The 12,626-nt window shown below is 50.1% G+C and carries 13 protein-coding genes; 11 read left to right on the top strand and 2 right to left on the bottom strand.

Annotated elements, in window-relative coordinates; genetic code table 11:
- Positions 1–124 precede the first annotated feature (124 nt).
- The 4 genes from HH215_RS08215 to modB all read left to right on the top strand — a co-directional run bounded on the left by HH215_RS08215 (position 125) and on the right by modB (position 4,408).
- The gene (locus HH215_RS08215) at positions 125–2,071 is read left to right on the top strand and encodes an ATP-dependent DNA helicase (RefSeq protein WP_169279454.1); all 1,947 of its coding nucleotides are present in this window, start codon (positions 125–127) and stop codon (positions 2,069–2,071) included.
- Between the two features lie 95 nt (positions 2,072–2,166).
- The gene (locus tag HH215_RS08210; protein ID WP_375140492.1) at positions 2,167–2,715 is read left to right on the top strand and encodes an NADPH-dependent FMN reductase; all 549 of its coding nucleotides are present in this window, start codon (positions 2,167–2,169) and stop codon (positions 2,713–2,715) included.
- Positions 2,716–2,940: 225 nt separating this feature from the next.
- The gene (modA, locus tag HH215_RS08205) at positions 2,941–3,717 is read left to right on the top strand and encodes a molybdate ABC transporter substrate-binding protein (protein WP_169279453.1); all 777 of its coding nucleotides are present in this window, start codon (positions 2,941–2,943) and stop codon (positions 3,715–3,717) included.
- A 28-nt stretch (positions 3,718–3,745) separates the two neighbouring features.
- Positions 3,746–4,408, top strand: coding sequence for a molybdate ABC transporter permease subunit (gene modB / locus HH215_RS08200; RefSeq protein ID WP_169279452.1), 663 nt, complete (start codon positions 3,746–3,748; stop codon positions 4,406–4,408).
- Between the two features lie 59 nt (positions 4,409–4,467).
- Here modB and HH215_RS08195 read toward each other — a convergent pair whose 3' ends face one another.
- Positions 4,468–5,427, bottom strand: a complete 960-nt coding sequence (locus HH215_RS08195) for a substrate-binding domain-containing protein (protein ID WP_169279451.1) — start codon at positions 5,425–5,427, stop codon at positions 4,468–4,470.
- A gap of 181 nt (positions 5,428–5,608) precedes the next feature.
- Here HH215_RS08195 and HH215_RS08190 point away from each other — a divergent pair, with 181 nt between their 5' ends.
- The 4 genes from HH215_RS08190 to HH215_RS08175 all read left to right on the top strand — a co-directional run bounded on the left by HH215_RS08190 (position 5,609) and on the right by HH215_RS08175 (position 9,011).
- Positions 5,609–6,064, top strand: coding sequence for a MarR family winged helix-turn-helix transcriptional regulator (locus HH215_RS08190; protein ID WP_169279450.1), 456 nt, complete (start codon positions 5,609–5,611; stop codon positions 6,062–6,064).
- On the top strand, positions 6,057–7,544 hold the full coding sequence (locus tag HH215_RS08185; RefSeq protein ID WP_169279449.1) for a DHA2 family efflux MFS transporter permease subunit: 1,488 nt from the start codon (positions 6,057–6,059) through the stop codon (positions 7,542–7,544). Before HH215_RS08190 ends, HH215_RS08185 begins: the two co-directional genes overlap by 8 nt.
- Before the next feature lie 163 nt (positions 7,545–7,707).
- Positions 7,708–8,634: a glycerophosphodiester phosphodiesterase gene (locus tag HH215_RS08180; RefSeq protein ID WP_169279448.1), complete on the top strand. Its 927-nt coding sequence runs from the start codon at positions 7,708–7,710 to the stop codon at positions 8,632–8,634.
- A 101-nt stretch (positions 8,635–8,735) separates the two neighbouring features.
- The gene (locus tag HH215_RS08175; RefSeq protein ID WP_169279447.1) at positions 8,736–9,011 is read left to right on the top strand and encodes a YqkE family protein; all 276 of its coding nucleotides are present in this window, start codon (positions 8,736–8,738) and stop codon (positions 9,009–9,011) included.
- A 21-nt stretch (positions 9,012–9,032) separates the two neighbouring features.
- Here the strand turns inward: HH215_RS08175 and HH215_RS08170 are convergent, their stop codons facing one another.
- Positions 9,033–9,227: a uracil-DNA glycosylase gene (locus HH215_RS08170; RefSeq protein WP_254450413.1), complete on the bottom strand. Its 195-nt coding sequence runs from the start codon at positions 9,225–9,227 to the stop codon at positions 9,033–9,035.
- An 83-nt stretch (positions 9,228–9,310) separates the two neighbouring features.
- On the opposite strand from HH215_RS08170, the gene HH215_RS08165 reads away from it, so the two are divergent.
- The 3 genes from HH215_RS08165 to HH215_RS08155 all read left to right on the top strand — a co-directional run bounded on the left by HH215_RS08165 (position 9,311) and on the right by HH215_RS08155 (position 12,595).
- The gene (locus tag HH215_RS08165) at positions 9,311–10,183 is read left to right on the top strand and encodes a M15 family metallopeptidase (protein WP_217362286.1); all 873 of its coding nucleotides are present in this window, start codon (positions 9,311–9,313) and stop codon (positions 10,181–10,183) included.
- Between the two features lie 66 nt (positions 10,184–10,249).
- Entirely contained in the window at positions 10,250–10,765 is a 516-nt protein-coding gene (locus HH215_RS08160; RefSeq protein ID WP_169279446.1) for a GNAT family N-acetyltransferase, read from the top strand.
- A gap of 87 nt (positions 10,766–10,852) precedes the next feature.
- Positions 10,853–12,595: an ABC transporter ATP-binding protein gene (locus HH215_RS08155; RefSeq protein WP_169279445.1), complete on the top strand. Its 1,743-nt coding sequence runs from the start codon at positions 10,853–10,855 to the stop codon at positions 12,593–12,595.
- Positions 12,596–12,626 lie beyond the last annotated feature (31 nt).

Here is a 12,626-nt window from a genome sequence, read left to right as displayed (position 1 = left end):
CGCGAGAAGATACCTATCATTAATTATTGGTAATCCGCATTGGCGGAAAATCAATAATGTTTTGCTTTTAGCGGGCGATCGTGTGATAATGTCTCGGACAACATGAAGTGGAGGCATCATCCTATTGAATCGGTATCCTTTTGAATTCGAGCATTCCAAACCATTCATGCAACAGGTCGGGGAATGGGTTGCGGATGTGTTTTACGACCTCTTGCCGGAAGCGGGCTTCGAAGTTCGCGACGAGCAAATCTACATGGCGTTCCAGCTCGAGCGGGCATTCGCCGACAAGCAGACGATCTTCGCCGAAGCCGGAGTAGGGACCGGGAAGACGCTCGTCTATTTGTTGTACGCCATTTGTTACGCTCGATATCACCGCAAACCGGTTATCGTCGCATGCGCCGACGAGTCGTTAATCGAACAGCTCGTTAAACCGGAAGGCGACATTGCCAAGCTGGCCAGGCATCTGGAGCTCGTTATCGACGCAAGACTAGGGAAGTCCCAGGACCGTTACTTATGCTTGGCTAAGCTGGAGCATGCCAGAACGGATTACGAGGACGTCGAAATTTACAAAGCTTTATATGAAGAGTTACCTTCATTCGTCCACAAGAGCGAAGGAATGCAAGCCTTCCACGCTTACGGAGATCGGAAACAATATCCTCACCTGAACGATGCGCAGTGGGAGAGAATCAATTGGGATCCGTATCAGGATTGCTTCGTGTGCGATAAGAGGCACCGCTGCGGGCAAACGTTATCGCGCGAACATTACAGGCAATCGACGGATTTGATTATTTGCTCGCACGATTTCTATATGGAACATATTTGGACGTACGAAGGACGGAAGAGGGAAGGTCAGCTTCCGCTGCTGCCGGACCATTGCGCGGTCGTCTTCGACGAAGGACACCTACTGGAATCCGCGGCGCAGAAGGCGTTAACTTATCGGATTAAGCACAACATCTTCGAAGAGTTGATCACCCGGCTGTTGAAGAACGAGATTCGCGAGACGTTGGCCGTCCTTATCGACGAAGCGATCGAACGGAGCGAGGCCTTGTTCGCGTTGCTCGAACGTCAGAGCTTGTCCATTCCGGGTTCCGATCGCAGACAAATCGTGTTGAACGACGAGCTCCAGCGAGAGGTGACGCGATTCCGCGGCGTTCTGGACGGAATCGAGGAAGAGCTCGTCTTCGAGAGCGAGCTGTACGTGTTGGACGACTACCAGCTTCGAATCGTGGAGGAGCATCTCGAAATGATGCAGAAGGCGCTGAGCTTATTCCAAAGCTCTAGCTCGCTGATCTGCTGGGCTACGGAAAGCTCGACCGGCCTCACGCTCGTCATCATGCCGAAAGCCGTCAAGGAAGTGTTGCGCGAGCGCGTATTCGGCTTGAAGATGCCTGTCGTATTCTCGTCCGCAACGTTGTCCGTTAACGGGTCGTTCGATTATTTGGCTTACAGCCTCGGCGTCGAGAATTACTTGTCGTTCAGCGTCGATTCCCCGTACGAGTACGCGAATCGGATGGAAGTACTCGCGCCTAGGTGGGAGAACGGATCCGACTTCGCGGAGAAAATGGCGACGGCCGTGCGAATGCTCCAACGGACGGAAGGGAGAGCGCTGATCTTATTCCCTTCCAAGGAAGAGCTTAGACAGTTCAAAGAAGCGATCGCTTCATTCCAGGAAATCGCGGATATTAACTTCGGTTATGAAGGAGACCGGGAAATCAGCCATTTGATCGCCGATTTCCAACGCGACGAAACAAGCGTATTGTGCGCGGTCACCCTATGGGAGGGATTGGATGTCCCGGGGCCGTCTTTGTCGAACGTGATCGTGTGGTCGCTTCCTTTTCCCCCGCAGGATCCTGTGTTTACGGCGATGCGCCAAGAAGCGGAATCTTCATTCGAAGAGGTGGACATGCCTTATATGCTGCTCCGTCTCAAGCAAGGAATAGGGCGCTTGATCCGTTCCCGGGAAGACTCCGGTATCATCGCGATTCTGAGCGAGGAAATCCACGAGGACGTCCAACTGCGAGAGCAAATTCAAAGTTTGTTGCCGCAGGGCGTTGAACTGAAGTTAAATTAACGTGCTTTAATTGTCGTACCAATTGTTCTTTTTAGCGTTCCGATGCTAATATAGAGTGAGATGATCATGAAATTGGACAAGGAGGTTGTGATCGAATGCTGAAAATCGCCGTACTTATCGGAAGTCTTAGACAAGGTTCCTACAATATGCAATTGGCTCATACGATGAAGGAACGTTATATTAACAAATTAGACCTAGAAATCGCGGACATTCGATCTCTTCCGTTTTTCGATCAAGATATCGAGTTAAATCCGCCGTCGGTGGTGAAAGAACTGCTGCGCAAAATTACGGCAGCGGATGGAGTCCTCATCATTACTCCCGAATATAACTGGTCGGTACCCGGGGTGCTTAAGAATGCCATCGATTGGTTATCGCGGGTTGATAAAGTACTGATCGGCAAACCGGTTATGACCGCAGGGGTATCTCCGGGAATGATGGGAACGATTAGGGCGCAGCTTCATCTGCGTGAAATCTTGGCAAGTCCAGGCATTCAGGCTAAGCTTCTGCCTCCCGCGGGCAACGAGATTTACATTAGTTCGGCGGGCTTGAAATTCGACGAAACGACTAGCCGGTTGGTCGACGAGTCTACCTTGCGTTTCATCGACCGCGTCGTAGACAAGTTTATCGATTTTGCGAACTCCTAATCTACGATTCGAGCTTAAGGTTCTTCCCATGATTCCTTTCGGAATCCGGAAGGCCTTTTTTGTTTTCCCATCGTGTTAGGACAAGGGTTGTGATTTTTGCTAAATTTCAATATTAAATATATTTATTTATAACTAAACATAGCTAAATAGATTAACTTTATGAAAATGATGTGGTATGCTCATAGCCAAGAAAGCTGACTATACCAGTTAAAGGAGATTATTCGTATGCTAAGAAGAGGGATACTAGCGGCAGTCTGCACGGCATTGTTATTCGGTTTGATTTCCATTCCGGCCGAGTCGGCGAGCGCGAAAGAGAGAACAACATTGCTCGTTTCCGCGGCCGCGAGTTTGAAGGACGGTCTTGACCGGATCGAGGAAATTTACGAGAAGTCCCACCCGGACATCGATTTGCAATTTAATCTCGGTTCTTCCGGCACGCTTCAGAAACAGATCGAACAAGGTGCTCCTGCCGATATATTCCTATCTGCCGGGAAGAAGCAAATGGATGCTTTGATAGACGCTAAGTTGATAGCTAAGAGTATGGTATTATTAAAGAACGATCTCGTTCTTGTCGTACCGTCGGATTCGAATCTTCAAATCAAATCCGTGAAAGAGCTTACGGACAAATCGATCAAGAAAGTCGCCATCGGACAACCGGAGAGCGTACCGGCGGGCCAATACGCCAAGGAAACGCTTGAAGTTCGCAAAGTATGGGAACCGTTGAAAAGCAAGCTCGTCTATGCGAAAGACGTTCGTCAAGTGTTAACCTATGTAGAGAGCGGCAACGCGGAAGCGGGATTCGTCTACCGTACCGACGCGTTGTCTTCCAATAAAGTAAAGATCGCTTTAAAGGTACATTCTTACGCGCATAAGCCTATCGTGTATCCTGCGGCGGTTCTTAAGGAGTCCAAGCATTCGGAAGAAGCGAACGAATTCTATGAATACTTACAGTCGAGCGAGGCTAAGGCCGTTTTCACAAGCTTCGGATTCAAGCTTCCTTAACGAGATTCGATAAAGAGGTGTTAGAACGTTGGACGGGCATGAGTTTCTAGACCCCGTCATCCTTTCGGTGAAGGTGTCGGCGATCGCGAGTGTGCTCGTTTTCGGACTTGCGGTGCTTTTCGCGCGCTGGATGGCGAAAGCGAAGTTCTGGGGCAAAAGTCTCGTGGAGACGGTTTTGCTGCTTCCGCTGGTGTTGCCGCCGACGGTTGTCGGCTTCGTTCTGCTCGTTGCGCTTGGGAGACGAAGCTTGATCGGAGAATGGTACGAGAGACTTTTCGCGGGTCCCATTTTGTTTACATGGGGCGTAGCGGTCATCGCTGCCGTCGTGATCGCTTTTCCGTTGGCTTACCGAACGATGAGGGCCGGATTCGAGGGCGTTGATCGCGACTTGGAAGATTCGGCAAGAGCGCTGGGAGCAACGGAATGGCAAGTGTTCCGTTATATCACGATGCCATTGGCTGCACAAGCGTTGAGAGCCGGCTACATACTGGGGTTCGCGAGAGCGCTTGGAGAATTCGGCGCGACATTGATGGTGGCCGGGAACATCCCCGGACGAACGCAAACGATTCCGACGGCCATCTACGTGGCCGTTGACGGCGGCAGCATGAGGATGGCATGGACGTGGGTAGCGGTTATGATTTTCATGGCTTTCGTAATGCTGCTTGTCGCGAATCGTCAATCGAAGAAGTAAACGAAAGAGGCTGTCCGGGAATTATTTCTCGGGCAGCCTCTTCGTATATAAACCAATCCTTAAGTTTCCAGTAAGACCTGTCCGGTTAAAGCAAGGTCGTAACCGTGTATCTGCCGAAGCTCGCTCTTGAACGCGTCCGACCGGACGATGCCGATGACCGACCCGATCCAATCTTTGTTCTCGGGGCGCTTCAGCATGACGATGTCGTACCGTTCCTGTATGAGGGGGATAAAATCAATGCCCCCGATGAGTTGGGCCGCTTTTTCAATCCCGACCCCAACGTCGGCTTCATTGGATGCAACTTTGCCCGCCACCGCGAGATGCGTGTTCTCCTCTTGGGAATAACCGGTTAGCAAGGCGGGGTTCAGATTCCTTATTCGCAGCTGTTCATCTAACAACACCCTCGCTCCCGAGCCTTTTTCCCGATTAACGATACGAACGCCTTGCTTAAACAAGTCATCCCAGCCGAAGATCGTTTTCGGATTTCCGTTCCGGACGTACAAGCCTGCGGCGCGGGATAACAATCGGACGACGACGTAAGATTGACCGACGAACAACTTGCGTATGTAAGGGAGATTGTACTCGCCGCTATCGCCGTCCAGGAGATGGGTGCTTACGATATCCGATTCCCCTCGGTACATCGATACTAGGCTATCCATGCTGCCATTGAACGAGCGAAGGGGACGTATTCCCGTCATTTGTTTCTCCATGTACTTAGAGAGGATATCCAAGCTAGTGTCCTGTCCCGTGATGACGAGTTGCCGTTCTCCGACATGACCTCTGGAGGAAGATATTTGCTGTTGGATTGTTGAAGGCGGAAAATCTAACGTTGCGCTATCGTTTGCGGTTAAGCCTTTGGATCTGAGCTTGAAGGCTTCGAGGTCGCTGGCGTCGACGCGCATTTGTTTGCCGACGCGATAGGAGGACAGTTCGCCCTTCTTGAGCAGGTCGTAGACGGTGAGCTTGGAGATCTTGAGCAATTTCGCGACTTCCTCGGTCGTGTAAGACTCGTTCGTCATCGTATTCCTCCGCAATGAAGATGTTCTCCCTTGATTATAACATATGCCGTTTCATCCATATTTTTATGTCCAAGTTGACATATGTAAACATTGACATAGAGCTAAAAAGAGAGTATTTTAGTTCGTATGCGAAATGTTCAGATGCGAACAATAACAAGAAAGGAGAGAGGAGGGATTGTCCATGGAAGATAGACAAAGAATAGAAAATATATTCGCATCCTTCCGTGAAGTGAACCAAGCTTTTCATCAATCCATGCTGCAATTATCGCAGCAAATCGGGATTACTCCGATTCAGTATTTCGTACTGAAGATCGTCGTGGAGCATCCAAGAATAGGCCTTAGCGAGCTTTCGGAGAAAATTCATTCGGTAACTAGCACGACCAGCGGGATCGTCGACAGAATGGTGAAGGCGGGATGGGTGTCGCGCGATCGACCGGCGAACAATCGCCGTTCCATCTGTTTAACGGCTACGGCTTCCGGAGAGGAGTTGAGACGGAAGCTGAACGAGTTGAGAATTTCTCAGCTTTCAAGCTCGCTGCTGAGGTTATCGGAAGAAGACGAGCAACACATGTTACGGGTACACAAACAGATCGTCAACATTATACAGAGACAGAGAGAGGAAGAGAATCATGAGTAATGCGGTTTCCACACTGAAGAGAGGTCCGATCGTCGCCGCCTTGTTAATCGGCGCTTTCGTCGCGATACTTGCCCAGACGTTGCTTAACGTCGCTTTGCCGAAAATGATGGAAGATCTAGGGATCAGCGCGAATACGATCCAATGGCTATCCACGGGTTATTTGCTTGTTAACGGGGTGCTTATTCCCGTTAGCGCCTATTTAATCGACCGGTTCACGACGAGGCAGCTGTTTACGACGGCGGTCGGATTGTTTACCTTGGGTACGATCATGTGCGCGGTTGCTCCCAATTTCGAAGTTTTGCTGACCGGTCGCCTGATTCAAGCTGCCGGCGCGGGTATTCTAATGCCGCTTATGTCCGTAATCTTCTTGACCATCTTCCCGATCCAAGAACGCGGGAAGGCCATGGGGATGATGGGGCTTGCGATGATCTTCGCCCCGGCCATCGGACCGACTTTGTCGGGCTGGGTCGTTGAGCACTACGATTGGAGAGTCCTATTTTATATCGTCTTGCCGATTTCGCTGTTTGCTCTGATCTTCGGAATGATATCGATGAAGAACGTGACCAAGACGTCTTCTCCGAAGCTCGATACGCTTGGCATTATTCTCTCGACGCTCGGATTCGGCGGACTGCTGTACGGCTTCAGCGATGCCGGACATGACGGCTGGGACAGCGCTCGAGTCATTACCAGCTTAGTCATAGGCGCCGTATCTTTAGTGTTGTTCTTCTGGAGAGAAATCACTGTCGACAAGCCGATCTTGGAATTCCGCGTGTTCAAGTACAACATGTATTCTCTGACTACCGTCATCAACATGATTATTACGATGTCCATGTACTCCGGGATGATCCTGTTGCCGATCTACTTGCAGAGCATCCGCGGATTCAGTCCGCTCGACGCCGGATTGCTTCTATTGCCCGGCGCGATCCTGATGGGGATTATGTCGCCGATCACGGGTATTATCTTCGATAAAGTCGGCGCGCGCTGGTTATCTGTTGTCGGGCTGACCATCACGGTTATTACGACTTACGAATTCAGCAATCTGACGATCGATACGACTTACACGCATATGATTCTAATGTACACGTTGCGGATGTTCGGAATGTCCATGCTGATGATGCCGATTCAGACGGCGGGCATGAACCAACTGCCGCAGCGTCTGAATGCGCACGGTTCCGCCATGTCGCAGACATTACGTAACGTCGCGGGGGCATTAGGAACGGCATTTCTCGTTACGATTATGACTAACACGGCGTCAAGCCGGGTGAAAGAGCTCGTTATCGCAGGCAAAATCGCCGAAACGGATAAGGCGGGTCTGCTGGAAGCGACTCAACAGGGCACGATATACGGAATTAATCACAGCTTCGTTATCGCGACCTGGATGACCGTTGCGGCGCTTGCGCTCGCCTTCTTCATCAAGAAAGTGAAGCCGCACTCCGAGACGGTTGCCACCGCGCAGTTAGAGAAGAAACCGGCGAACTAATCATGGATCACAAAATGAGGGCAACCTACTACAACGGGTTGTCCTTGTTTTATTAGGACGACTAAATGAAGGAACGGGAGAAAATATCGTAAAAAAGTGGTATCATTATTTAACCACGGCACCATGGGCTACCGAAGCTCAGGATTCGCATCAGGAGGCTCGCATGATCAGAAAGCTGCTTAAGCCGATGGAAGTCCCCAGATTGTATTTTTACGCGATGAACGTATTATTGCTCTTCTCGGTCGTGGGTCTCATCTTATGGGTAGCCGATAACGAAGACGTCCTGGATCACGTATTCTCCAAAGAGGAGAAAATCGTTACGGTCGCGCATAGGGGCGCTTCAGGTTATGCGCCTGAGAGTACGCTGGCTTCTTATCGGTTGGGTATACGAATGAACGCGGATTATATCGAGATCGACCTGCAAGAGACATTGGACGGCGAGCTCATCGCGATGCACGACGAGACGGTGAACCGAACGACGAACGGTTCCGGGCGGGTGAAGAGCTTATCTTTGGACGAGATTAAAAGCTTGGACGCCGGTTCTTGGTTTAACGAAAAGCATCAAATTTACGCCCGGGAAGAATACGTGAACGAGAAAGTACCTACGTTGCGCGAGATTTTCGAAGCATTCGGCAAAGACACGCGATATATGCTCGAAGTGAAATCGCCGGAAGAAAATCCGGGTCTCGAGGAAAAAATGTGGGCGCTTGTGACGGAATTCGATCTCGCGGATCATATTGCGGTGCAGTCGTTCAGCAAGGAAAGCTTGTTGAAAATTCGGGAATGGGACACCGATGTTCCTTTGTTTCAGTTGCTGTGGTATAGCCGCCCCGCTTACATTTCCGATACGCGTCTTCAAGAAATAAGCGGTTATGCGAACGGGATCGGAGTGAACTTCTTAAGAATTAACGAAAGCTTCGTTCACAAAGTGAAAAATGCGGGTTTGCTGATGTACCCCTACACGGTTAATTATCAACTGAACATGGATAAAGCTCTAAAATGGGGCGTGGACGGGGTTCACACCGATTACCCGGATCGCTTCAAGGAAGTCATCGAGGAGCTTGACGAATCCATGATCGGATTGGATTGAGGTGATTGCAACGAGTTTGCTGGAGACGAAGGCACTCGTAAGGCGATTCGTTTTACGCCGAGGATTAAATCGATACCGGATTCGAGGAGGTTAACGAAACGATGGCAAACAACAAGAGGAAACAACAGAAGCCGCATTCGCCAGCGACAGCGTCGGAACAAGCCGACAAACCGGTTACGCTCAAGGATAGGTTGGGAGCCGGCGTCGTGGAGAAATTGAAGCAGCAAGCGGAGTCGATGAAGCTGGAGGAAGCTAAGCAGCGAGAAATCAAACGCATCGAGGCGGAAACGGCTAAGATAGCCGAGCAGAAGCTCAAGGAGAAAGACTTCGAATATTTATTGAACAATAGCACCGCGGATTGGAAGAAGTATAATTGAGGAAGTACAATGAAATTGGATTTAACGATGCGGCGACGAGCTCGACGCTTTAAGTTCAAAATTCATGCATGCTTTACCTGAGGAAGATAGTACGGTTAAGCTCGGCATGGCGTGCGACTTGAATCCGAATGCTTTGCACCCTCTAGGGAAATTCGGATCCCAAGTGACATAGTAATAACGGCATTTCATGCAATCGACGCGTTTGGTATCCGACAAGCCGGATCACTCCTTTTCTTGCAATGAACTCTATTATAACGCATCTCGACAATCGTAGAGAAGAGAGGGTGAAGGCGAAATTCATGAATCCGAATCGAGTAATACCGGTAAAACCTATGAAGCGGTTCGCTAGTTGCATCCTCTTCCTAAGTTTTATCCTTGTCGTCGCAACTGTAGTGACGGGATGCGGCGGGGCCTCTAATGCGGCTGACCGAATGAACGTACCGGACCCGATCGTGAAGCCGATCCCGGAACCGGTAAGTACCCAAACGGGACAATCGGTCGCTAACGAAAAACAAAGCAAGCAAAATTCGACCGGCGAGAAGTCTGCCGAGAAGCTAAGGAAGCTGCCCAAAGGATTCGTATATTTAGACGAGGTTATTCCCGACGCCAAATACGAAATCCGTTATTATAGCGACTACAACTTCGTCGGCGAGCCGATCGACGGTTATAAGGCTCCGGTTCCCATTTTCTCGGGTAAAGCGGCCGATGCGTTGAAGAAAGTCAACAGCGAGTTAGAACGTAAAGGGTATCAGTTATTGATATACGATGCGTACCGTCCACAGAAAGCGGTAAACCATTTTATTCGGTGGGCTAAAGATGCCGAAGACGTGAAGATGAAGATGATTTTCTATCCGGACGTGGACAAAACGAAAGTATTCAAACTCGGGTATGTCGCTTCGAAATCCGGGCATTCCCGAGGAAGTACCGTCGATCTAACGATGGTGGTTAAGAAAACGGGCAAAGCCGTTGATATGGGCGGTCCTTACGACTTCTTCGGAGAGATCTCCGGTCATGGAACGAAGTTGATTACGGCCAAGCAAACGGCGAATCGAAATATTCTCAAGAACGCTATGGTGAAGCATGGCTTCAAGCCCTACGCCAAAGAATGGTGGCATTACACGCTCGTCAATGAACCTTTCCCGAAAAAATACTTCGATTTTGACGTGGAATAGGAAATTTGGTTTATTCGGCCCTTTCACGGGTAATCTAACACAATCTAGCCAAACTGGAGGACTCACATGTCTATTTTTACAAGCGTGACTCGCGCGGATTCGGATGATACGCAAGACATTATGCGTTTGCTGGTCAATACAGCGGAATGGTTGCTAAGCAAAGGCTCTAACCAATGGAATGGATTGCTAAGAGGGGAAGACTCTCATAATACGCCAGAGGCGATCAATCGCGGAGAGGTGTACATTTTCAGGCAGGATCCGAAAATCGTCGGCATGGTCATCCTGCTTCAGGAGCCCAACGCATGGGATCTAGACCTCTGGGGCGCGAAAGCGACGGATAAGTCCGCGATCTATCTTCACCGGCTTGCGATTAATCGTAACTTCGCGGGTAAAGGCATAGGCAGGAATATTATGTCGTGGGTCGATTCGAATGCTCCTTCTTTGGGGAAACGCGTTATCCGGCTCGATTGTCTCGCCAACAACGAAGTGTTGAACGACTTCTACCGCCAGCTCGGGTACGAACATGTCGGGAACGCCTCTAATTCCTACGGAGAGTTCAGCAAGTTCGAGAAACGAGTGTAGCATAGAAATCATCTGCGAACAGCTTGGCCTAACCGGGTCAGGCTGTTTGCGGCTATGCGAAAGCACAGAAACCGAAAGGGAAATCCGATGAAAGAATTTCGATTGTACCTCAGGTTCGTAAAGCCTTATCGGCTTCTAGTTGCCGTTACGCTGCTTATCGGAATGCTGAAGTTTGCTATTCCGCTTGCCGTGCCGTTGTTTCTGCAGTACGCGGTAGACGATATCCTGCTCGCCGATCTCTCCCAGCAGGTCAAGATAGAGCGATTGCTTCAGTTAGTCGGAATATCTTTCGTCTTATTCGTCGTCATTCGCTATCCTGTGGAATACTTCCGCCAATATTTCGCCCAATGGACGACAAGCCGGATCTTGTTCGATCTTCGCAATAAACTGTACGGGCATCTGCAACGTCTATCACTGCGATTCTATCAAGAGCGCAAGTCGGGAGAAATCATTTCCAGGATGATCAACGATGCCGAGCAAACGAAGGCGATCGTCGAGACGGGCATGATGAACGTTTGGCTGGATTTATTTACGTTGATCATCGCGCTTGGAATCATGCTGTACATGAATGCGACATTAACATTGTTCGCGATTATTATTTTGCCTTTCTACGGGCTTGCCGTAGTTAAGTTATACAAGCGGCTAAGGTCTTACGCCCGATCGCGCTCGGCCGCCTTAGCGGACATGCAGGGATACCTTAACGAGCATGTCGTCGGTATACCTGTCGTAAAGAGCTTCACTTTGGAGAAATACGAACAGAAGCAGTTCGGCGTTAAGAACGGTAAATTCCTCGAACGTGCGTTAGCGTTGACCCGCTGGAACGCTTTGACGAACGCCATCATTAATACGCTTACGGAAATCGCGCCTCTCCTTATTTTGTTCGGAGGCGGCTATATGGTCATTAAAGGCAAGTTAACGATCGGAGAGTTCGTCGCTTTCTACGGGTATCTCGATCGGCTGTATACCCCGCTGCGCAGACTGGTTAACGCATCGACGGAGCTGACGCAAGCTTCGGCTTCCTTGGAGAGGGTCATGGAGCTGCTGAACGAACCCCCAGGTATCAAGGATGACTTGGCGGCCCAACCTCTTAAGAAAGTCGCCGGGCGGATCGAGTTTCAGGACGTTTCGTTTCGTTACCGCGAAGAAAACGATTACGTGCTCCGCGATATCGATTTGACGATCGAGCCGGGACAGACGGTTGCGTTCGTAGGGATGAGCGGAGGCGGTAAATCCTCGTTGATCAGTCTACTGCCGCGATTCTACGATATTCAAGAAGGCACTATTCGAATTGACGGCCAGGACATCTCGAAGGTGACGCAGATCAGCCTGCGCTCGCAGATCGGCATGGTTCTGCAGGACAATATCCTGTTCAGCGGAAGCGTTCGCGAGAATATTATGCTTGGCAATCCGGATCAATCGGAAAGCCAAATGCTAGAAGCCGCGAAGCGGGCCAATGCGCACGACTTTATTATGAGTCTTCCCAACGGTTACGAAACCGAGATCGGAGAACGGGGAGTGAAGCTGTCCGGCGGCCAGAAACAGCGAATCGCGATCTCAAGGGTATTCTTGAAGGATCCGGCGATCTTAGTTCTGGACGAGGCAACTTCGGCTCTGGACTTGGAATCCGAGCATCTGATCCAGGAATCGCTGCAGGAGCTCGCGGATAATCGGACGACGCTTATCGTCGCGCATCGTCTATCTACTATCACGCATGCGGATCAGATTATCGTCATCGAACGCGGTGAAATCGCGGAACGAGGCACTCATCGCGAACTGATGGAGCTGAACGGGGTATATGCAAGGCTATATAATGTGCAAAATTTAGGATAGGACTTTATTTCGCATGATTTGGCTATATTCA

It is taken from the genome of Cohnella herbarum (assembly GCF_012849095.1).
GTDB classification, from domain to species: Bacteria; Bacillota; Bacilli; order Paenibacillales; family Paenibacillaceae; genus Cohnella; species Cohnella herbarum.
This window is presented reverse-complemented; position numbering and strand designations above follow the sequence as displayed.

What these genes read in the sequence shown, in the direction of transcription:
- HH215_RS08210 (WP_375140492.1), top strand. Translation starts at nt 2,167, where the DNA reads ATGCTGAAAATCGCCGTACTTATCGGAAGTCTTAGACAAGGTTCCTAC.
- modA (WP_169279453.1), top strand. Translation starts at nt 2,941, where the DNA reads ATGCTAAGAAGAGGGATACTAGCGGCAGTCTGCACGGCATTGTTATTC.
- HH215_RS08195 (WP_169279451.1), bottom strand. Translation starts at nt 5,427, where the DNA reads ATGACGAACGAGTCTTACACGACCGAGGAAGTCGCGAAATTGCTCAAG.
- HH215_RS08190 (WP_169279450.1), top strand. Translation starts at nt 5,609, where the DNA reads ATGGAAGATAGACAAAGAATAGAAAATATATTCGCATCCTTCCGTGAA.
- HH215_RS08185 (WP_169279449.1), top strand. Translation starts at nt 6,057, where the DNA reads ATGAGTAATGCGGTTTCCACACTGAAGAGAGGTCCGATCGTCGCCGCC.
- HH215_RS08180 (WP_169279448.1), top strand. Translation starts at nt 7,708, where the DNA reads ATGATCAGAAAGCTGCTTAAGCCGATGGAAGTCCCCAGATTGTATTTT.
- HH215_RS08175 (WP_169279447.1), top strand. Translation starts at nt 8,736, where the DNA reads ATGGCAAACAACAAGAGGAAACAACAGAAGCCGCATTCGCCAGCGACA.
- HH215_RS08165 (WP_217362286.1), top strand. Translation starts at nt 9,311, where the DNA reads ATGAATCCGAATCGAGTAATACCGGTAAAACCTATGAAGCGGTTCGCT.
- HH215_RS08160 (WP_169279446.1), top strand. Translation starts at nt 10,250, where the DNA reads ATGTCTATTTTTACAAGCGTGACTCGCGCGGATTCGGATGATACGCAA.
- HH215_RS08155 (WP_169279445.1), top strand. Translation starts at nt 10,853, where the DNA reads ATGAAAGAATTTCGATTGTACCTCAGGTTCGTAAAGCCTTATCGGCTT.